Annotated in this window: 19 protein-coding genes and 1 pseudogene; 12 read left to right on the top strand and 8 right to left on the bottom strand. The window is 57.5% G+C overall.

Annotated elements, in window-relative coordinates:
- Positions 1 to 45 precede the first annotated feature (45 nt).
- The 3 genes from deoA to deoD all read left to right on the top strand — a co-directional run bounded on the left by deoA (position 46) and on the right by deoD (position 3,471).
- Positions 46 to 1,368 carry a thymidine phosphorylase gene (gene deoA, locus CWR52_RS08970; RefSeq protein ID WP_104949438.1) on the top strand — a complete coding sequence of 441 codons (1,323 nt, stop codon included), beginning with the start codon at positions 46 to 48 and terminating at the stop codon, positions 1,366 to 1,368.
- A 53-nt stretch (positions 1,369 to 1,421) separates the two neighbouring features.
- Entirely contained in the window at positions 1,422 to 2,645 is a 1,224-nt protein-coding gene (deoB, locus tag CWR52_RS08965; protein WP_014882457.1) for a phosphopentomutase, read from the top strand.
- Between the two features lie 103 nt (positions 2,646 to 2,748).
- Positions 2,749 to 3,471: a purine-nucleoside phosphorylase gene (gene deoD, locus CWR52_RS08960; protein WP_045907741.1), complete on the top strand. Its 723-nt coding sequence runs from the start codon at positions 2,749 to 2,751 to the stop codon at positions 3,469 to 3,471.
- An 83-nt stretch (positions 3,472 to 3,554) separates the two neighbouring features.
- Here deoD and CWR52_RS08955 read toward each other — a convergent pair.
- The 3 genes and pseudogenes from CWR52_RS08955 to CWR52_RS08945 all read right to left on the bottom strand — a co-directional run bounded on the left by CWR52_RS08955 (position 3,555) and on the right by CWR52_RS08945 (position 6,476).
- Positions 3,555 to 4,650: pseudogene (locus tag CWR52_RS08955) on the bottom strand (integrase core domain-containing protein).
- A gap of 125 nt (positions 4,651 to 4,775) precedes the next feature.
- A complete protein-coding gene (gene lplA, locus CWR52_RS08950) occupies positions 4,776 to 5,792 on the bottom strand; it encodes a lipoate--protein ligase LplA (protein ID WP_104949437.1) in 1,017 nt (338 codons plus the stop codon).
- Positions 5,793 to 5,831: 39 nt separating this feature from the next.
- Positions 5,832 to 6,476, bottom strand: a complete 645-nt coding sequence (locus CWR52_RS08945; RefSeq protein ID WP_061715993.1) for a YtjB family periplasmic protein — start codon at positions 6,474 to 6,476, stop codon at positions 5,832 to 5,834.
- A 117-nt stretch (positions 6,477 to 6,593) separates the two neighbouring features.
- On the opposite strand from CWR52_RS08945, the gene serB reads away from it, so the two are divergent.
- The 3 genes from serB to nadR all read left to right on the top strand — a co-directional run bounded on the left by serB (position 6,594) and on the right by nadR (position 10,290).
- Positions 6,594 to 7,562, top strand: coding sequence for a phosphoserine phosphatase (gene serB, locus CWR52_RS08940; RefSeq protein WP_008502066.1), 969 nt, complete (start codon positions 6,594 to 6,596; stop codon positions 7,560 to 7,562).
- Between the two features lie 74 nt (positions 7,563 to 7,636).
- On the top strand, positions 7,637 to 9,022 hold the full coding sequence (radA, locus tag CWR52_RS08935; RefSeq protein WP_023293325.1) for a DNA repair protein RadA: 1,386 nt from the start codon (positions 7,637 to 7,639) through the stop codon (positions 9,020 to 9,022).
- Between the two features lie 35 nt (positions 9,023 to 9,057).
- Entirely contained in the window at positions 9,058 to 10,290 is a 1,233-nt protein-coding gene (gene nadR, locus CWR52_RS08930; protein WP_104949436.1) for a multifunctional transcriptional regulator/nicotinamide-nucleotide adenylyltransferase/ribosylnicotinamide kinase NadR, read from the top strand.
- A 42-nt stretch (positions 10,291 to 10,332) separates the two neighbouring features.
- On the opposite strand, the gene CWR52_RS08925 is transcribed toward nadR, so the two are convergent.
- Positions 10,333 to 11,334 (bottom strand): zinc-binding alcohol dehydrogenase family protein, encoded by a 1,002-nt coding sequence (locus CWR52_RS08925; protein WP_104949435.1) that lies wholly within the window; start codon positions 11,332 to 11,334, stop codon positions 10,333 to 10,335.
- Positions 11,335 to 11,442: 108 nt separating this feature from the next.
- On the opposite strand from CWR52_RS08925, the gene CWR52_RS08920 reads away from it, so the two are divergent.
- Positions 11,443 to 12,342, top strand: a complete 900-nt coding sequence (locus CWR52_RS08920; RefSeq protein WP_104949434.1) for a LysR family transcriptional regulator — start codon at positions 11,443 to 11,445, stop codon at positions 12,340 to 12,342.
- Positions 12,343 to 12,470: 128 nt separating this feature from the next.
- On the opposite strand, the gene ettA is transcribed toward CWR52_RS08920, so the two are convergent.
- Complete coding sequence (gene ettA / locus CWR52_RS08915; RefSeq protein WP_104949433.1) at positions 12,471 to 14,138, bottom strand: energy-dependent translational throttle protein EttA; 1,668 nt, start codon at positions 14,136 to 14,138, stop codon at positions 12,471 to 12,473.
- Between the two features lie 227 nt (positions 14,139 to 14,365).
- Here ettA and sltY point away from each other — a divergent pair, with 227 nt between their 5' ends.
- Positions 14,366 to 16,303, top strand: a complete 1,938-nt coding sequence (gene sltY, locus CWR52_RS08910) for a murein transglycosylase (RefSeq protein WP_104949432.1) — start codon at positions 14,366 to 14,368, stop codon at positions 16,301 to 16,303.
- A gap of 55 nt (positions 16,304 to 16,358) precedes the next feature.
- A complete protein-coding gene (trpR, locus tag CWR52_RS08905; RefSeq protein WP_047747961.1) occupies positions 16,359 to 16,685 on the top strand; it encodes a trp operon repressor in 327 nt (108 codons plus the stop codon).
- On the opposite strand, the gene yjjX is transcribed toward trpR, so the two are convergent.
- Positions 16,682 to 17,197 carry an inosine/xanthosine triphosphatase gene (yjjX, locus tag CWR52_RS08900; protein ID WP_008502058.1) on the bottom strand — a complete coding sequence of 172 codons (516 nt, stop codon included), beginning with the start codon at positions 17,195 to 17,197 and terminating at the stop codon, positions 16,682 to 16,684. The two genes, trpR and yjjX, sit on opposite strands and share 4 nt — an antisense overlap.
- A 50-nt stretch (positions 17,198 to 17,247) precedes the next feature.
- Here yjjX and gpmB point away from each other — a divergent pair, with 50 nt between their 5' ends.
- Entirely contained in the window at positions 17,248 to 17,895 is a 648-nt protein-coding gene (gpmB, locus tag CWR52_RS08895; RefSeq protein ID WP_104949431.1) for a 2,3-diphosphoglycerate-dependent phosphoglycerate mutase GpmB, read from the top strand.
- Here gpmB and robA read toward each other — a convergent pair.
- Entirely contained in the window at positions 17,892 to 18,761 is an 870-nt protein-coding gene (robA, locus tag CWR52_RS08890) for an MDR efflux pump AcrAB transcriptional activator RobA (RefSeq protein ID WP_024907406.1), read from the bottom strand. The genes gpmB and robA overlap by 4 nt on opposite strands.
- Positions 18,762 to 18,972: 211 nt before the next feature.
- Between robA and creA the strand changes: the two genes are divergently transcribed.
- Positions 18,973 to 19,446, top strand: a complete 474-nt coding sequence (gene creA / locus CWR52_RS08885; RefSeq protein ID WP_104949430.1) for a protein CreA — start codon at positions 18,973 to 18,975, stop codon at positions 19,444 to 19,446.
- Between the two features lie 46 nt (positions 19,447 to 19,492).
- Here the strand turns inward: creA and arcA are convergent, their stop codons facing one another.
- Positions 19,493 to 20,209 (bottom strand): two-component system response regulator ArcA, encoded by a 717-nt coding sequence (arcA, locus tag CWR52_RS08880; RefSeq protein WP_003856501.1) that lies wholly within the window; start codon positions 20,207 to 20,209, stop codon positions 19,493 to 19,495.
- Between the two features lie 95 nt (positions 20,210 to 20,304).
- Between arcA and yjjY the strand changes: the two genes are divergently transcribed.
- Entirely contained in the window at positions 20,305 to 20,445 is a 141-nt protein-coding gene (gene yjjY, locus CWR52_RS08875) for a protein YjjY (RefSeq protein ID WP_085928893.1), read from the top strand.
- The last annotated feature ends 110 nt before the right edge of the window (positions 20,446 to 20,555 follow it).

Below are 20,555 nucleotides of genomic sequence, written 5' to 3'. Positions count from 1 at the left end.
TTGCGCCACCCGCCACAACTCCCCCGATTCCGCATGGAGGTTACCGTGTTTCTCGCACAAGAAATTATTCGTAAAAAACGTGATGGTCATGCATTAAGCGACGAAGAGATCCGCTTCTTCATCAACGGCATTCGTGATAACACCGTCTCAGAAGGGCAGATTGCGGCTCTGGCGATGACCATTTTCTTCCACGATATGTCGATGCCTGAGCGCGTGTCGCTGACCATGGCGATGCGAGATTCAGGAACCGTTCTGGACTGGAAAAGCCTCAACCTTAACGGCCCGATTGTGGATAAACACTCCACCGGCGGCGTGGGTGACGTGACCTCCCTGATGCTCGGCCCAATGGTGGCAGCCTGTGGCGGTTACATCCCGATGATCTCCGGGCGCGGCCTGGGCCACACTGGCGGTACGCTCGACAAACTGGAAGCCATTCCGGGCTTCGATATCTTCCCGGATGACAACCGCTTCCGCGACATTATTAAAGACGTTGGTGTGGCGATTATCGGCCAGACCAGCTCTCTTGCTCCGGCAGACAAGCGTTTCTACGCGACCCGCGATATCACCGCGACCGTTGACTCCATCCCGCTGATCACCGCCTCTATCCTGGCGAAGAAGCTGGCAGAAGGGCTGGACGCGCTGGTGATGGACGTGAAGGTAGGCAGCGGCGCGTTTATGCCAACCTATGAACTCTCTGAGGCGCTGGCCGAAGCGATCGTTGGCGTCTCCAACGGCGCGGGCGTGCGCACTACCGCACTACTCACCGACATGAACCAGGTGCTGGCCTCCAGCGCCGGTAACGCCGTCGAAGTGCGTGAAGCCATCCAGTTCCTCACCGGGGAATACCGTAACCCGCGCCTGTTCGACGTCACCATGGCGCTGTGCGTTGAGATGTTAATCTCCGGCAAGCTCGCCAAAGACGACGCCGACGCCCGCGCGAAGCTGCAGGCGGTGCTGGACAACGGCAAAGCGGCGGAGATCTTCGGCCGCATGGTCGCGGCGCAAAAAGGCCCGACCGATTTCGTCGAAAATTACGCGAAGTACCTGCCAACCGCGACGCTCAGCAAAGCGGTGTATGCCGATAGCGAAGGGTTTGTCTCCGCCATGGACACCCGTGCCCTCGGCATGGCGGTGGTCTCAATGGGCGGCGGTCGTCGTCAGGCCTCAGACACCATTGATTACAGCGTCGGCTTTACCGATATGGCCCGTCTGGGCGACAGCGTTGACGGCCAACGTCCGCTGGCGGTGATCCACGCCAAAGATGAAGCCAGCTGGCAGGAAGCGGCGAAAGCGGTGAAAGCGGCCATCACGCTTGACGATAAAGCACCGGAAACCACACCGACTGTCTATCGCCGTATCACCGAATAGCGGTATACTGATCTGATCGATAATTTTTGAAGCACTACGTACGGAGAACAATTATGAAACGTGCATTTATTATGGTGCTGGACTCATTCGGCATCGGCGCAACCGAAGATGCAGAACGTTTTGGTGACGTGGGTTCCGATACCATGGGTCACATCGCGGAAGCCTGTGCGAAAGGCGAAGCGGATAACGGTCGTAAAGGCCCTCTGACTCTACCCAACCTGACCCGCCTTGGTCTGGTGAAAGCGCATGAAGGCTCTACCGGTAAAATCGCAGCCGGTATGGACGGCAACGCGGAAGTCGTGGGCGCCTATGCCTGGGCGCACGAGCTCTCCTCCGGTAAAGACACCCCGTCTGGGCACTGGGAAATCGCCGGTGTGCCGGTGCTGTTCGACTGGGGCTACTTCTCCGATCACGAGAACAGCTTCCCGCAGGAGCTGCTCGATAAGTTGGTGAAGCGTGCCAACCTGCCGGGCTACCTCGGCAACTGCCACTCTTCCGGTACCGTGATTCTGGACCAGCTCGGCGAAGAGCATATGAAAACCGGCAAGCCGATTTTCTACACTTCTGCTGACTCCGTGTTCCAGATTGCCTGCCACGAAGAGACGTTTGGTCTGGATAAACTCTACGAGCTGTGCGAAATCGCCCGCGAAGAGCTGACCGAAGGCGGCTACAACATCGGCCGCGTGATCGCGCGTCCGTTTATTGGTGACAAAGCGGGTAACTTCCAGCGTACCGGTAACCGTCACGATCTGGCCGTTGAGCCGCCGGCACCAACCGTGCTGCAGAAGCTGGTCGATGAGAAAGACGGTCACGTGGTGTCCGTGGGTAAAATTGCGGATATCTACGCTAACTGCGGCATCACCAAAAAGGTCAAAGCGACCGGTCTCGATGCGCTGTTCGATGCCACCATCAAAGAGATGAAAGAAGCGGGCGACAAGACCATTGTCTTCACCAACTTCGTGGATTTCGACTCCTCCTGGGGTCACCGTCGCGACGTCGCGGGTTATGCTGCGGGTCTTGAGCTGTTCGACCGCCGTCTGCCGGAGCTGATGGAGCTGGTGGGTGAAGATGACATTCTGATCCTGACCGCGGACCACGGCTGTGACCCAACCTGGACCGGTACCGACCACACCCGCGAGCACATTCCGGTGCTGGTGTACGGCCCGAAAGTGAAGCCGGGCTCGCTGGGGCACCGTGAAACCTTCGCGGACATCGGCCAGACCCTGGCGAAATATTTTGGTACGTCTGACATGGAATATGGCAAGGCCATGTTCTGATGTCATTGCCCGGTGGCGCTTCGCTTACCGGGCCTACGGTTTTGTAGGCCGGGTAAGGCGTAGCCGCCACCCGGCAAAAACAACAATGTAAAAGGAACTGAAGATGGCAACTCCTCACATTAATGCAGAAATGGGTGATTTCGCTGACGTCGTGTTGATGCCGGGCGACCCGCTGCGCGCGAAGCACATTGCAGAAACCTTCCTCGAAGACGTGCGTGAAGTGAATAACGTACGTGGCATGCTGGGCTTCACCGGTACCTATAAAGGCCGCAAAATCTCCGTCATGGGTCACGGTATGGGTATCCCATCCTGCTCTATCTACACCAAAGAGCTGATCACCGACTTCGGCGTGAAGAAAATCATCCGCGTGGGCTCCTGTGGCGCGGTGCGTATGGACGTTAAGCTGCGCGACGTGGTTATCGGCATGGGTGCCTGCACCGATTCCAAAGTAAACCGCATGCGTTTCAAAGACCATGACTTCGCGGCGATCGCTGACTTCGGCATGGTGCGTGACGCGGTTGACGCGGCAAAAGCGCTGGGCGTTGATGCGCGCGTGGGTAACCTCTTCTCCGCCGATCTGTTCTATGCACCAGACGGCGGCGAGATGTTCGACGTGATGGAAAAATACGGTATTCTGGGCGTGGAAATGGAAGCGGCGGGTATCTACGGCGTTGCGGCTGAGTTTGGTGCGAAAGCGCTGACCATCTGCACCGTGTCCGACCATATCCGTACTCATGAGCAGACCACTGCCGCTGAGCGTCAGACCACCTTCAACGACATGATCAAAATCGCGCTGGAATCCGTTCTGCTGGGCGACAAAGCGTAATTCTGTCTCTTCCCTCCCTCTCCCTGTGGGTGTACGGTCCGGGGACATGGTAGACAGGTGTTCGGGGACATGGTGAACACTTTTTAACATCCTTTACCCATGGTGATCGACTTTTTCTTCAGGTCGATCACCCCCACTTTTGTGCTGTACCACCACACCTCGTAGCGGCTGTCTTCCTGCATTTCCTTCAGCCCGACCCGTTCTCCCCTGAACGCCTTGCCTGCGCTCAGACTGACACCCTGTATGCTCAGCTTTCCGCTGATATCCACTTTCCTGACCTTCACCCCTTCATCGTATTCAGGTGGTGTTACGCTGCCGCTGTACTGCCGCGCTGACGGCTGATACCGCGAGGCCGGTACCGCCATATCCAGCGCCTCGTGCGGGCGTTCAAGGTTATAGACCGTCCGCCAGTGGTCGAAGGCGCGCTGCAGTTCGCCCTCGTTCGCGAACCATTTTCCCTGCAGCACTTCCGTCTTCAGGCTGCGGTGAAAACGCTCCAGCTTGCCCTGCGTCTGCGGATGATACGGCCGGGAATGGCCCACCCGGATACCGTGGCGCATCAGCCACAGCTCCAGCGCCGTCCAGGTGCCGGTGGTGTCTCCCCACGGGGCGCCGTTGTCCATCGTCATGCACGGTCTCGCGCCGTTCATCGGTACAGTGCGCCAGGCACAGGGAAAAACGGGAGTGGTCGTCCAGCAGGGTGAGCGGATGGCAGCGGCCACCGCCAAAGGGAAAGTGGCCCTTAAAATCCATCTGCCAGAGCCGGTTCGGCGCGTCATGTTCGAAGCGTCCCGTGGCCGGAACGCCCGGTGATGCGCCCGGCAGCAGGCCGTGACGGGCCATCAGGTTATGAACGGTGCTGAAGGCGGGCATACGGTGTCCCTGGTCTTCAAGCCAGCGCTTAATCTTGCGTGCGCCCCAGCGTTCATGGCGGTCATGGGCCATACGCAGCAGGGCCGTGATGTCGTCAGATGAGCGGTTCGGGGAATGGTGCGGTATGCGCGGGCGGTCCTGAAGGCCGGAGGCACCTTCCTCCATCCAGCGGCGAAGCCACTTGTATCCGGTGGCAGGTGAAATGCCGAAGCAACGGCAGAGGGAACGGATGTTCGCCCCGTCCTGCGAGGCGAACAAAACAAACTCGGTACGTAATGACATGGTATCTCTCGCATCCCAGGGCATAAGCGACTCCATAGACGGGTTCTTATGCCTTAGTTGTAAGTGTCTACCATGTCCCCGAACAAGTGTTCACTATGTCCCCGGACCGTACAGTGGGAGAGGGCCGGGGTGAGGGCACCAAACCGCACTTAACGTACGGCCTGCGCAATCCATGCTGACAAATCCCTTAACTCTTTTTCCTGCTCCGGGAAATCCCCAATCAACGCGTCGCATTCCTGCTGCAGCATATCCGCCCGGTACAAACAGCCCTGCAAACGTGCCGCCAGCGCCTCTAACGGTGCCGGATTCAGGCTATCGGTAAACACCTGCGTGCGGGTGATATGGCCTTTCTCCACGTCAAAATGCAGCTCCACGCCGCCCCAGGTAAAACGCTCATCCAGCAGATGGGAAAACGCAGGAGCCTGGCCGAAGTTCCACTCCCAACTGCTCTGGCGGGCGAAGGTTTCGGGAAAGTTGGGCAGGTCCGGGGTTTTGTCAGGAGAGATCACTTCGGCTTCCACGCGCTCGCCGTAATGTTCAAAGAACGCGTCACGGATCGCATCGCAAATCTGCTCGTGCGTAATTCCCGGCAGCAGCTCCACCAAATTCGCCACGCGCCCGCGCACGGAGGTAATCCCCTTAGCCTGGAGCTTTTTCTTGTCCGGATTCAGGTAGTTCGCCAGACGGCTCAGATCGGCATTCAGCAACAGGGTGCCGTGGTGGAACCCACGATCCATCGTTTCGCGGTAGGCGGAGCCGGAGACCTTCCGGTCGCCCTCCGGGGTTTTGACCACCAGATCGTTACGTCCGGAAGCTTCAGCCTTCACGCCGAGTGAATTCAGCGCATTGAGGACAATGGAAGTAGAGATGGTTTTGTCGTACTCCGGTTTTCCTGCCATAAAGGTAAAGCAGGTATTGCCCAGATCGTGGAACACCGCGCCGCCGCCGCTGCTCCGGCGCGCCAGGCGGACGTTGTCCTCTTCCATACGCCGGGTGTTGCACTCTTTCCATGGGTTTTGCGCACGACCAATGACCACCGTATCGGCGTTACGCCAGAGAAACAGTACGCGCTGGGTAGCGGGCATCTGGCGGAAGATGCACTCTTCTACCGCGAGATTAAACCAGGGATCGTAAGAGTCAGAGATAAGCAGGCGTAACGTCGTCATGGCAAAGTTCCTTTTCCGAATCGTTCGCCTACTTTATCACTATTCTTTCTTCTCGCTCTCTTCGTCTTCAGGGACGGATTTGCTGGCGGTCAGCAAGAACGGGGATTGCTGCCAGCGCGAGCGCTTGCCCCGAAGCAGGGTGCGTGCCAGCACAACGCCGATGGCGAGTGAAAGCAGCAGCATCAGGCGCAGAATATTGGTGGTATTATCGACCTGTTTGGCTTCAGTGGGCAGGGTGTGGGTATCAAGCGTCAGGCGCAGATAGCCCAGCGGACCATTCTTTCCCTGAATAGGTTCGACGATCTGCTGGTTAAAATAGCCCCCGGCTTTTTTACCGTCCAGCGCCAGCCTGTCGCGCACGTCGACGTGCTCGCCCGCGCGGGCAATCAGGTTACCTTGCTCATCATAGACGCCGGCATCAAGAATGCGGCTGTTCTCCGTGAGCTGGCGTAAAACCTGGCCTATCCGCTTATCGTCCGGCGTTTCAGTACGCATGGACGGCGCGACGTTGAGCGTCACCTGGCGTGCCAGCGTGCGAGCCAGCTCTTCAAACTGCGGGTTGCGTTGCCGTTGATGATTCTGGCTAAACCACGATGCCCCTTGCATCAGCACCACTAAGAGTGCGAGACAGGAAAGGACAATCACGGCGCGATGGAGCCGGAATTTCAGTTTTGCGCGAGCCATATTCCACCTGCTGAAAATTTACGGCTTAATGTTGCCAGAAGTGATGGTTACAGGGTAGCCTCATGCGTTATTTTCCCTCTGCAACCTTCCGGCGCGAACGAAATTACAGGAGCTTTAATGCCGAACATTACCTGGTGTGACCTGCCAACGGATGTCTCTTTATGGCCAGGATTGCCGCTCTCTTTAAGTGGCGATGAGGTGATGCCTCTGGATTACCACGCCGGTCGTAGCGGCTGGCTGCTGTACGGACGCGGTCTGGATAAGCAACGCCTGACCCAGTATCAAACCAAACTGGGGGCCGCGATGGTTATCGTTGCCGCCTGGTGCGTGGAAGACTATCAGGTCATTCGTCTGGCGGGCTCTCTGACGCAGCGCGCCACGCGCCTGGCGCATGACGCCGGGCTGGACGTTGCGCCGCTGGGAAAAATTCCGCACCTGAAAACGCCCGGCCTGCTGGTCATGGACATGGACTCAACCGCCATCCAGATCGAGTGTATTGACGAGATTGCGAAGCTGGCGGGCAGCGGCGAGCTGGTGGCGGAAGTCACCGAGCGTGCGATGCGCGGCGAGCTGGATTTCACCGCCAGCCTGCGACAGCGCGTGGCGACCCTGAAAGGGGCCGATGCCAACATTCTGCGCCAGGTGCGCGACGTGCTGCCGCTGATGCCGGGGCTGACGCAGCTGGTGCTGAAGCTGCAGTCGCTGGGCTGGAAAGTGGCGATCGCCTCCGGTGGCTTCACCTTCTTCGCGGATTATCTGCGGGAAAAACTGCATCTGACCACCGTGGTGGCCAATGAGCTGGAGATCATGGACGGCAAGCTGACCGGCCAGGTGATCGGCGATATTGTGGATGCTCAATACAAAGCCAATACGCTGACGCGCCTCGCGGAAAAATATGAAATTCCGGTTGTCCAGACCGTCGCCATCGGGGACGGGGCGAACGACCTGCCGATGATCAAAGCGGCCGGCCTGGGCATTGCCTACCATGCCAAGCCAAAAGTGAATGAAAAGACGGAAGTGACTATCCGTCACGCTGACCTGATGGGGGTGTTCTGCATTCTCTCCGGCAGCCTTAATCAGAAATAACGGTCTGCTTTGTAGGCCGGGTAAGCGTAAGCGCCACCCGGCACGCAGGCCGCAGAGAAATAACGAGGTAAACCGTGGCGAAAGCTCCAAAACGCGCATTTGTCTGTAATGAATGTGGTGCGGATTATCCGCGCTGGCAGGGGCAATGCAGCGCCTGTCATGCCTGGAACACCATCACCGAAGTGCGTGGTGTGGCGGCTTCGCCGAGCGTGGCGCGCAACGAGCGCCTGAGCGGCTACGCGGGCAATGCGGGCGTAGCGAAAGTCCAGAAGCTCTCGGACATCAGCCTCGAAGAGCTGCCGCGCTTCTCCACCGGGTTTAAAGAGTTCGATCGCGTGCTCGGCGGTGGCGTGGTGCCGGGCAGCGCCATCCTGATCGGCGGTAACCCGGGGGCGGGAAAATCGACCCTGCTGCTGCAAACGCTCTGCAAGCTCGCCGAACAGATGAAAACCCTGTACGTCACGGGCGAAGAATCACTGCAACAGGTGGCGATGCGCGCGCACCGCCTGGGTCTGCCGACCGGTAATCTGAACATGCTGTCGGAAACCAGCATCGAGCAGATCTGCATGATCGCTGAAGAAGAGCAGCCGAAGCTGATGGTGATCGACTCCATCCAGGTAATGCACATGGCGGACATCCAGTCCTCGCCGGGCAGCGTCGCGCAGGTGCGTGAAACCGCGGCCTACCTGACGCGCTTTGCTAAAACACGTGGCGTGGCAATTGTGATGGTGGGCCATGTGACCAAAGATGGCTCGCTGGCGGGGCCGAAAGTGCTCGAACACTGTATCGACTGCTCCGTGATGCTCGACGGCGACGCGGACTCCCGCTTCCGCACTCTGCGCAGCCATAAAAACCGCTTTGGGGCGGTGAATGAGCTAGGCGTATTTGCCATGACCGAGCAGGGGCTGCGCGAGGTCAGCAACCCGTCGGCCATCTTCCTGAGTCGGGGAGATGAAATCACCTCCGGCAGCTCGGTGATGGTGCTGTGGGAAGGGACGCGCCCGCTGCTTGTCGAAATTCAGGCGCTGGTGGATCACTCGATGATGGGCAACCCGCGGCGCGTGGCGGTTGGTCTGGAACAGAACCGTCTGGCGATCCTGCTGGCGGTGCTGCACCGTCACGGCGGGCTGCAGATGGCCGATCAGGACGTCTTCGTGAACGTGGTGGGCGGCGTCAAAGTTACGGAGACCAGCGCTGACCTGGCGCTGCTGCTGGCGATGGTCTCCAGTCTGCGCGACAGACCGCTGCCGCAGGATCTGGTCGTCTTCGGCGAAGTGGGCCTTGCCGGGGAAATCCGTCCGGTGCCCAGCGGCCAGGAGCGTATCTCCGAGGCGGCAAAACACGGTTTCCGTCGCGCGATCGTTCCCGCCGCCAACGTGCCGAAAAAAATCCCGGAAGGGATGCAGGTTTTTGGCGTGAAGAAACTCGCAGATGCGTTAAATGTCTTTGACGACTTATAATTACGTATTCGATTTTGCAGGAGGCACCGTAATTTATGTCATCATTTGACTACATCAAGACCGCAATCCGCCAGAAGGGCTGCACGCTGCAGCAGGTGGCAGACGCCAGCGGCATGACCAAAGGCTACCTGAGCCAACTGCTGAACGCCAAAATCAAAAGCCCCAGCGCGCAGAAGCTGGAAGCGCTGCACCGCTTTCTGGGGCTGGAATTCCCGCGTATGCAAAAGAACATCGGCGTGGTGTTCGGCAAGTTTTACCCCCTGCATACCGGGCATATCTATCTGATCCAGCGCGCCTGTAGCCAGGTGGATGAGCTGCACATCATCATGGGGTACGACGAAACCCGCGATCGCCAGCTGTTTGAAGACAGCGCCATGTCGCAGCAGCCGACCGTGCCGGACCGCCTGCGCTGGCTGCTCCAGACCTTCAAGTACCAGAAAAACATTCGCATTCATGCCTTCAACGAAGAGGGCATGGAGCCGTACCCGCACGGCTGGGATGTGTGGAGCAACGGCATCAAAGCGTTTATGGAAGAGAAGGGCATTGCGCCTAACTGGATCTACACCTCTGAAGAGTCCGACGCGCCGCAGTTCCGCGAGCATCTGGGCATTGAGACGGTGCTGATCGACCCGAAACGCACCTTCATGAACATCAGCGGGGCGCAGATCCGCGAAAACCCGTTCCGCTACTGGGATTACATCCCGACCGAGGTGAAGCCGTTCTTTGTGCGCACCGTCGCCATCCTGGGCGGCGAGTCCAGCGGTAAGTCAACGCTGGTCAACAAGCTGGCGAATATCTTCAATACCACCAGCGCGTGGGAGTACGGGCGCGACTATGTCTTTTCCCATCTGGGCGGCGATGAGATGGCGCTGCAGTATTCCGACTACGACAAAATCGCGCTCGGTCACGCCCAGTACATTGATTTCGCGGTGAAATACGCCAACAAGGTGGCGTTTATCGATACCGATTTTGTCACCACCCAGGCGTTCTGCAAAAAGTACGAAGGGCGTGAACATCCGTTCGTGCAGGCGCTGATTGACGAATACCGCTTTGACCTGGTGATCCTGCTGGAAAATAATACCCCGTGGGTGGCCGACGGCATGCGCAGCCTCGGCAGCTCGGTGGACAGGCGGGAATTCCAGTCCATGCTGGTGGATATGCTCAACGAAAACAACGTTGAGTTTGTGCATGTGGAGGAGTCGGACTACGACTCCCGTTTCCTGCGCTGCGTCGAGCTGGTGAAGGAGATGATGGGGGAGCAGGGTTAAGCGTTAACCACCCTCTCCCACAGGGAGAGGGCACCAAACCACTCAGAACTCAACCACCACTTTCCCGCGCATATGCCCCTCCAGCACCTTACGGTGCGCTTCGGTAATGCTTTCCACGCTCAGCCCGTGCAGCGTTTCACTCAGTGAGCTTTCCACCACGCCGTTATCCACCAGCTTCGCCACCTCATTGAGGATCTCACCCTGACGCGCCATATCAGCGGTCTGGTACATGCTGCGGGTATACATAAATTCCCAGTGCAGCGCGGCGGATTTCGACTTCAGCTTGTCCTGGTTCAACGGGTGTTCATTCTCCACGATAGAACAGATATGCCCCTGCGGCGCAATCAGTTCGCTGACCGCCTCCCAGTGTCCGTCGGTGTCGTTGAGGATAAAAATGTAATCCACAAAGGTCAGCCCGTGCTTCGCCAGTTCGCCTTTCAGATCGCGGTAATTCACCACCACATCTGCACCGCGATCGCGGCACCACTGGGCGGAATCTTCACGGGACGCCGTTGCGATGACCTTTACCTTGCTGTTGTGCTTCGCAAACGGGATCGCCAGCGATCCCACGCCGCCCGCACCGCCGATGATCAGCAGGGTTTTGTCCGTACCGGCATCCTGAATATTCAGCCGTTCAAACAGGCCTTCCCACGCAGTGAGCGCGGTCAACGGTAGCGCAGCGGCAGCCGCCCAACCGAGGCTTGTCGGTTTGTGCCCGACAATGCGCGCGTCGATCAACTGGTGTGTGGTATTGCTGCCCGGGCGGGTGATGTCCCCTGCATACCACACCTCATCTCCCGGTTTGAATCCGGTGACGCCAGCGCCAGCGGCTTTGACGATCCCGCTGGCATCCCAGCCGAGCACGCGCGGCTCTTTCAGCCCGTTTTTGGCAATGCCCGCATGGACTTTGGTATCGACCGGGTTAACCGAGACGGCTTTGACCTCCACCAGCAGATCGTGCTCGCCGGGCTGCGGCATCGGCGAGGTGATTTCAGTGAAGGTGGACGGATTTTCCGGGTTCACGGCAATGGCTTTAACTGACATGGTGTGCTCCTCAATGGCATGCGTTTTGTTGAGGCTAGTCTATTAAGTGGCCAGCTGCATGATAAGATGGACAATCAAGAACTCAGCGTTCGTACAGGATGAACAATCATGTTTAAACAGCTGCAGGATATGGCGCTGTTCGCGCTGGTGGCGGAGATGGGCAGCTTTACCGCGGCGGCGCACAAGGCGGAACTGCCGAAATCCAGCGTCAGCCAGCGAATTAGCCAGCTGGAGCAGCAGGTGGGTATCCGCCTGCTTAACCGCACCACGCGCAGGCTGAACCTGACGTTTGCGGGCGAGCACTATCTGGTGCACTGCCGCGAAATGCTGGCGGCCAGCGAGCGGGCGGAGTATGCCATTCAGCGCCTGCGCGAAAACCCGAGCGGGCGGCTGCGCATCACCTGTCCGGCTGGGATTGGCGCGACGCTGCTGGCGCATATGAATGCCGAGTTCCAGCTTCGCTATCCTGAGGTTTCGCTGGACGTGTCGATCTCTGATGATGTGGTGGATCTGGTCGAGTCCGGCTTTGACGTGGCGCTGCGTACCGGCAAGCCGCAGGACTCCTCCCTGATTGGCCGAATGATCGGGCATTGTCCGCGCTACATGCTGGCCTCGCCGGACTATCTGGCGCGTCGGGAGCCGTTAATTCATCCCCGTCAGCTGGTGGAGCACCGCAGCATTACGCACAGAGCCTGGTCGGAGTGGCTTCTGCGAAGCGAGAATGAGGATTACCGCTACCTGCCGGATAACGCGCACATGACCGATAATCTGGTGTACGCCCGCGAGTGCGCGATGGCCGGGGCGGGGATCACGCTGCTTCCTGCATTTTTGCTGGAAGATAAGGTTGCAAAGGGCGCGCTGGTGCAGGTGCTGCCGGAGTGGAACGTTGAAGGCAACGACCTCTGGCTGGCCTACCCGAGCCGCAAGCTCAATTCGCCCGCGCTGATGAGCTATATCGAGTTTGCGATGCAGTTTGACGAGGTGAAGCGGTATTACGTGGGCAAATAAAAAAGCCGGGTGGCGGCTTCGCCTTACCCGGCCTACACACTGTGCGGCCTGATGCCCTCACCCTGACCCTCTCCCACGGGGAGAGGGAACAAACATAAAAAACGGCAACCGAAGTTGCCGTTTTGCTTTTATTTCGCAATACGCTTGTACTTAATACGCTTCGGCTCCAGCGCGTCGGCGCCCAGCGTGCGTTTCTTGTACTCTTCGTATTCGGTGAAGTTACCTTCGAAGAACTCCACTTTACCTTCATCCTGGTAGTCCAGAATGTGGGTCGCGATACGGTCAAGGAACCAGCGGTCGTGCGAGATAACCATCGCGCAGCCCGGGAACTCCAGCAGGGCGTTTTCCAGCGCGCGCAGGGTTTCGATATCCAGGTCGTTTGTTGGTTCATCGAGCAGCAGAACGTTACCGCCCACCTGCAGCAGCTTCGCCAGGTGCAGACGACCGCGCTCACCGCCGGACAGCTCGCCTACACGTTTGCCCTGATCGGTGCCTTTAAAGTTAAAGCGACCAACGTAGGCGCGGCTTGGCATCTCGGTGTTGCCGATACGCATGATATCCAGACCGCCGGAGACTTCTTCCCACACGGTTTTGCTGTTATCCATCGCGTCACGGAACTGGTCAACGGAGGCCAGCTTCACGGTTTCACCCAGGGTGATAGAGCCGCTGTCAGGCTGTTCCTGACCGGACATCATGCGGAACAGGGTCGATTTACCCGCGCCGTTCGGACCGATGATGCCAACGATAGCGCCTTTCGGTACGGAGAAGGTCAGATCGTCGATCAGCACGCGGTCGCCGTAGGACTTACGCAGGTTGGTCACTTCAACCACTTTATCCCCCAGACGTGCTCCAGGTGGAATAAACAGTTCGTTGGTTTCGTTACGTTTCTGGTATTCGGTGTTGTTCAGCTCTTCGAAGCGTGCCAGACGGGCTTTGCCCTTAGACTGACGGCCTTTCGCGCCCTGACGCACCCACTCCAGCTCTTTCTCGATAGACTTACGACGGGCCGCTTCCTGAGACGCTTCCTGAGCCAGACGCTGATCTTTCTGCTCCAGCCAGGAGGAGTAGTTGCCTTCCCATGGAATACCTTCACCGCGGTCCAGCTCCAGGATCCAGCCGGCGACGTTGTCGAGGAAGTAACGGTCGTGGGTAATCGCCACAACGGTGCCTTCGAAGTCGTGCAGGAAGCGCTCCAGCCACGCCACGGATTCCGCATCCAGGTGGTTAGTTGGTTCGTCGAGCAGCAGCATGTCTGGTTTTTCCAGCAGCAGGCGGCACAGCGCCACGCGGCGGCGTTCACCCCCGGAGAGGTTCACGATTTTTGCATCCCAGTCCGGCAGACGCAGGGCATCAGCCGCGCGCTCCAGCTGCACGTTCAGGTTGTGACCGTCGTGCGCCTGGATGATCTCTTCATACTTGCCCTGCTGTGCGGCCAGCTTGTCGAAGTCCGCATCCGGCTCGGCGTATTTGGCATACACTTCATCCAGGCCTTTCAGGGCGTTAACCACTTCGGATACCGCTTCTTCAACGGATTCGCGAACGGTGTGTTCCGGGTTCAGCTGAGGTTCCTGCGGCAGGTAGCCAATCTTGATGCCAGGCTGCGGACGGGCTTCACCTTCGATGTCTGTATCAATGCCGGCCATGATGCGCAGCAGGGTGGACTTACCGGCACCGTTGAGACCCAGAACACCGATTTTTGCGCCCGGGAAGAAGCTCAGCGAGATATTTTTAAGAATATGACGTTTCGGCGGGACAACTTTGCCGACACGATGCATGGTATAAACGAATTGAGCCACGTTGGACTTCGCCTCTTTTATCGTAATGAGAAGGAATTTCAGCCTCGAAGTGTAGCCTTTTTCCCGCCCTAATCCCAGCCAGGAACGTCGGGAGTGTTAAAACGCGCAAGAAAGGTAAAAAAGTGTCCATGACGTGGCGCGTTGAAGGATGCCTGGTTAGCATAAGTTAATTAGACTTTGACGTGGCAAGACGCTGCAATTGACGAAAAAACAATGAGGAAGAGCTTGTGGAAAAAGCCAAACGGGTGGTCTGGCGTCTGCTGGCTGCCAGCGTATGCGTAATGGCGGTAAGCCAGGCGGTGCATGCCGATTCACTGGATGAACAACGTAACCGCTACGCTCAGATTAAACAGGCGTGGGACAACAAGCAGATGGATACCGTGCAGGCGCTGATGCCGACGCTAAAGGATTATCCGCTGTATCCGTATCTGGAGTATCGCCAGATCACGGACGATCTCATGAACCAGCCCACCGTCACCGTGAATAACTTCATTCAGGCGAACCCGACCCTGCCGCCAGCCCGAAATCTCCAGTCTCGTTTTGTTAATGAGCTGGCGCGTCGCGAAGACTGGCGCGGGCTGCTGGCGTTTAGCCCAGAAAAGCCGAATACCACCGAAGCGCAGTGTAACTACTACTACGCAAAATGGGCGACCGGCCAGCAGGAAGAGGCCTGGGCCGGGGCGAAAGAGCTCTGGCTGACCGGGAAAAATCAGCCGAACGCCTGTGATTCCCTGTTTGGCGCGTGGCGTGCTTCCGGCAAGCAGGACCCGCTGTCCTATCTTGAGCGCATCCGTCTGGCGATGAAGGCAGGCAACACGCGGCTGGTGACCACGCTGGCGGGGCAGATGCCGTCCGATTACCAGACGATCTCCACGGCGGTTATCTCGCTGGCAAACGATCCCAACAGCGTGCTGACCTTTGCCCGCAGTACGGGCGCGACCGATTTTACCCGCCAGATGGCGGCGGTGGCTTTTGCCAGCGTGGCGCGTGACGATGTGGAAAACGCACGGCTGATGATCCCACAGCTGGTGCAGGCGCAGCAGCTTAATGAGGAGCAAACCCAGGAGCTGCGCGATATTGTGGCGTGGCGACTGATGGGCACCGATGTAACCGACGAGCAGGCGCGCTGGCGAGACGATGCCATTATGCGTTCAAACTCCACGTCGCTGGTGGAGCGCCGCGTGCGCATGGCGCTGGGTACGGGCGATCGTCGCGGGCTCAATACCTGGCTCGCGCGGTTGCCAATGGAGGCCAAAGAGAAAGACGAATGGCGCTACTGGCAGGCCGATCTGCTGATGGAGCGCGGTCGTGATGATGAAGCCAAAGAGATTCTCCATACGCTGATGCAGCAGCGCGGGTTCTATCCGATGGCGGCCGCGCAGCGCCTGGGCGAGGAGTACACCTTCCGCATTGATAAAGCGCCTGCTAACGCGAACCCGGCGCTGACGCAGGGGCCAGAAATGGCGCGCGTTCGCGAGCTGATGTACTGGAATATGGATAACACCGCACGCAGCGAATGGGCGAATCTGGTGACCAGCCGCACCACCGACGAAAAAGCCCAGCTTGCCCGCTATGCCTTTGATAACCACTGGTGGGATCTGAGCGTACAGGCGACGATCGCTGGCAAGCTGTGGGATCATCTCGAAGAGCGTTTCCCGCTGGCGTACAACGATCTGTTCGAACGCTATACCCGCGGCAAAGATATTCCGCAAAGCTACGCGATGGCCATTGCCCGTCAGGAGAGTGCCTGGAACCCGAAAGTCCGTTCCCCGGTGGGCGCCAGCGGCCTGATGCAGATCATGCCGGGCACGGCGACGCACACGGTGAAGATGTTTAACATCCCTGGATACAGCAGCCCGTCACAGCTTCTCGATCCGGATACCAACATCAATATCGGTACCAGCTATCTCCAGTATGTGTATCAGCAGTTCGGCAACAATCGCATCTTCTCATCGGCGGCATATAACGCGGGACCGGGTCGCGTGCGCACCTGGCTCGGCAACAGCGCCGGACGTATCGACGCCGTGGCGTTTGTCGAGAGCATCCCGTTCTCGGAAACGCGCGGCTACGTGAAGAACGTGCTGGCCTATGACGCCTACTATCGCTACTTCATGGGGCAGAAAGATACCCTGATGAGCGATGCCGAGTGGCAGAGACGTTACTGATCGGCGCGGGTTGTGTTATGCTGTACTCGCTAAAGAGTACAAGAGGCAGCATAACATGACCCAGCATTCCCCGTATTCCTCGGCAATGGCCGAACAACGTCATCAGGAGTGGCTTCGTTTTGTGGAGTTGCTTCGCCAGTCTTACGAGCAGGATTTGCATTTACCCCTGATGCAGCTGATGCTCACGCCGGACGAGCGTGAGGCGCTGGGCACGCGCGTGCGGATCATTGAAGAGTTACTGCGCGGCGAGATGAGCCAGCGCGAGCTGAAAAATGAGCTCGGCGCGGGCATCGCAACGATTACCCGCGGATCGAACAGCCTGAAGTCGGCGCCCGTTGAGCTGCGTCAGTGGCTGGAAGCGGTGTTGTTGAAAAATACCTAACGATAAATCGCGTTATGGAACGGGCTTAATGCCAGGATCACCGCCTGGTGGTAAACGCCTGAACGCGTCAGCGCCCCTGCGGTAAAGACGCCAATCGCCCCTTCTTTACGGCCAATCTCATCAATGCCGGTGTACTGTGACATCACCGGCCCGAGCGCTTCACCCGCACGCACTTTTTCCAGAATGATTTCCGGCAGGGGCAGGGTGGCCGAACGCGCTTCGCCGCGCTGTTCACGGCTTTCGATCACCACCCAGCTAAAGGTTGCGCCTTCGTCGATACCGGCTTCAATCGCCACCCAAAAGTCCGCATCCGGTGCCGCAGCCCTGGCATTTGCCACGCGATTCCGTGCGCCAGCGCGCGTTTCCTCGCTGCCAAACGGCTGTTCAGGAACGCCACTCTCGACGCCGATGGCCTCGATATGGCAGGATCCTGCGCCGAAGATCTCGTCAAATGCCCTTAGAATTGCCTGAATTTTGGCAGGATTAGTGGTAGCAGAGACAACATGGTGCATAATTAAGCTCGATTCAAAAAAAACTCATCGCAGTATAACGGAAAAAAAGCATGTTACAGGTATACCTTGTTCGCCACGGTGAAACGCAGTGGAACGCCGAGCGACGTATTCAAGGCCAGTCAGACAGTCCTCTCACTGAGAAGGGGGTGCAGCAAGCGTGGCAGGTGGCAGAGCGTGCCAGAACGCTGGGCATTACCCACGTGATTACCAGCGATTTAGGTCGCACACAACAGACGGCGCGCATCATCGCGGACGCCTGCGGCTGTGACGTCATGCTTGAGCCGCGCCTGCGCGAGCTGGATATGGGCGTGCTGGAAAAACGCCATATCGATACGCTGACGGAAACGGAAGAGGGCTGGCGCCGCACGCTGGTGAACGGTACCGAAGATGGCCGTATTCCTGAGGGCGAATCCATGCAGGAGCTCAGCGTACGTATGCATGCCGCCCTGGCGGAATGCCTGAAGCTTCCGACGGGAAGCCGTCCGCTGCTGGTGAGTCACGGGATTGCGTTGGGTTGCCTGGTGAGCACCATTCTGGGGTTACCGGCTTACGCTGAGCGCCGTCTGCGTCTGCGTAACTGCTCTATTTCCCGAATTGATTATCAGGAAAGCGCGTGGCTGGCGTCAGGTTGGGTCGTGGAGATGGCAGGGGACATTTCGCATCTTGATGCCCCTGCGCTTGACGAACTGCAGCGTTAACGGCGTATCGGAATCAAGAATTCCATACGCAGATTGATAGGGCCTTCTTCCGGTTTGGCATCCTGCGCCGGGTAGTAGCGCTCAATGTCCTGACCTTTACGGCGATTCAGATTCAGCATCGGCATGCAGGTTCCGTAAACGGTCAGGATAAACTCCTGCACCCCCGTTCCCAGCCCTTCATAGGCGAACATCACGTATTCGCCGCCTTCCAGCACGACAGGCTTCGAACCCTGAATGTAGCCATTGGCCATATCCGGCGTCAGCGCGGTGGTGTAGAACACCTCCTGCTCGTCGTCTTTTTCCTGGCTTGGGTGCGTTTCGTTGAGACCATACAGGATCGGCGGGATCGCCGGCGCGTGGCTCAGGAAGTCGCGCCAGAACTGGACGCGCATCTGATGACGGAATTCGGAAATCTGCTCCAGTGAACAGGAGTAGCTCTGCGTTGTGCCAATCAGATGGGTTTCCGGCAGGGTAATAATTTCATACTTCGGCATCGCGAATTCGCCCAGACGCAGCGGCGGACGCATGCCAAACGAGCTCCAGTCAGGCGAGCGACGATACAGCGCTGGCGTCAACGAGAACTGTTTTTTAAAGGCGCGGGTGAAAGTCTGCTGCGAATCGAAACGATATTGCAGGGCAATATCCAGAATCGGGCGCGCGGTCAGGCGCAGAGCCACAGCAGATTTCGATAAACGACGTGCGCGAATATAGGCCCCGATAGCATGACCGGTGACATCCTTGAACATCCTTTGCAGATGCCACTTGGAATAGCCTGCTTTAGCCGCCACATTATCCAGTGACAAAGGCTGGTCGAGATGACCTTCCAGCCAGGTGAGCAGGTCGCGAATAATTCCAGCCTGATCCATATACTATCCTCATCCTTAAAACAGCAGGTGCCTGATAACAGGTTAGCGGATAATAGCATTTTTTGATGTTTTAGCATTCAGTGTTTTTTTTGCGCATTCATGCTTTTTGCAGGGCATTATGGGCAAATATATTCTAATCCTGTGATCTTGCTACATTTTTGTCTAACGTGTTGAATAATCGCTCAGTGTAATTTTAAAGAATGGTAACAATATGAAATACAAGACTTTGCTCTTCACCGCGCTGATGTTGATGGCCGGGCGCGCTGCACAGGCGGAACAGATTGGTTCCGTCGATACCGTGTTCAAAATGTTTGGCCCGGACCACAAAATCGTGGTGGAGGCGTTTGACGATCCGGACGTGAAAAACGTCACCTGCTACGTCAGCCGCGCGAAAACGGGCGGTATCAAAGGCGGGCTGGGACTGGCGGAAGACACCTCCGATGCGGCGATTTCGTGTCAGCAGGTGGGGCCGGTTGAGCTAAGCGATAAAATTAAAAACGGCAAAGCGCAGGGCGACGTGGTATTCCAGAAACGGACCTCGCTGGTGTTTAAAAAGCTGCAGGTGGTGCGTTTTTATGATGCCAAACGCAATACGCTGGCTTACCTCGCCTATTCCGATAAAGTGGTGGAAGGCTCACCGAAAAACGCGATCAGCGCGGTGCCAATTATGCCTTGGCGGGAATAAAAAAAACGGCGCAAATGCGCCGTTTTTTAATGCGTTAACTGCGGGATTACTCCTGCAGGTCACCGCAAAAACGGTACCCTTCGCCGTGGATCGTGGCGATGATTTCCGGTGTATCTGGCGTAGATTCGAAGTGCTTACGAATACGACGGATGGTGACATCTACGGTACGGTCGTGCGGCTTCAGCTCACGGCCGGTCATTTTCTTCAGCAGCTCTGCACGGGACTGGATCTTGCCCGGGTTTTCGCAGAAGTGCAGCATCGCGCGGAATTCACTGCGCGGCAGTTTATACTGCTCGCCGTTCGGGCTAATCAGCGAACGGCTATTGATATCAAGTTCCCAGCCGTTGAATTTGTAGCTATCGACGCTACGACGCTCTTCGCTGACCGTGCCCAGATTCATGGTACGGGACAGCAGGTTGCGTGCACGAATGGTTAACTCGCGAGGATTGAACGGCTTGGTGATGTAATCATCCGCACCGATTTCCAGGCCAAGAATTTTATCAACTTCGTTATCACGGCCCGTCAGGAACATTAACGCGACGTTCGCCTGCTCGCGCAGTTCGCGCGCCAGAAGAAGACCGTTTTTGCCCGGCAGGTTAATATCCATGATCACCAGGTTGATATCATTTTCAGAAAGGATCTGATGCATCTCTGCGCCATCGGTCGCTTCAAAGACATCGTAGCCTTCTGCTTCGAAAATGCTCTTTAACGTGTTGCGTGTTACCAACTCGTCTTCAACGATAAGAATGTGCGGGGTCTGCATGTTTGCTACCTAAATTGCCAACTAAATCGAAACAGGAAGTACAAAAGTCCCTGACCTGCCTGATGCATGTCGCAAATTAACATGATCGGCTTAACGTGACTAAAGTACGTAATTGCGTTCTTGATGCACTTTCCATCAACGTCAACAACATCATTAGCTTGGTCTTGGGTACTTTCCCTTTGGACCCGACAGTGTCAAAAACGGCTGTCATCCTAACCATTTTAACAGCAACATAACAGGCTAAGTGACACCAGACACCCAATAAAACTACGCTTCGTTGACATATATCAAGTTCAATTGTAGCACGTTAACAGTTTGATGAAATCATCGTAGCCGAATGCTAGCC

Origin of the sequence: Enterobacter sp. SGAir0187 (assembly GCF_002952735.2) — a bacterium.
GTDB lineage: Bacteria > Pseudomonadota > Gammaproteobacteria > Enterobacterales > Enterobacteriaceae > Enterobacter > Enterobacter quasiroggenkampii.
The sequence above is the reverse complement of the archived record's forward strand: the minus strand, read 5'-3'. Positions and strand labels throughout refer to the sequence as shown.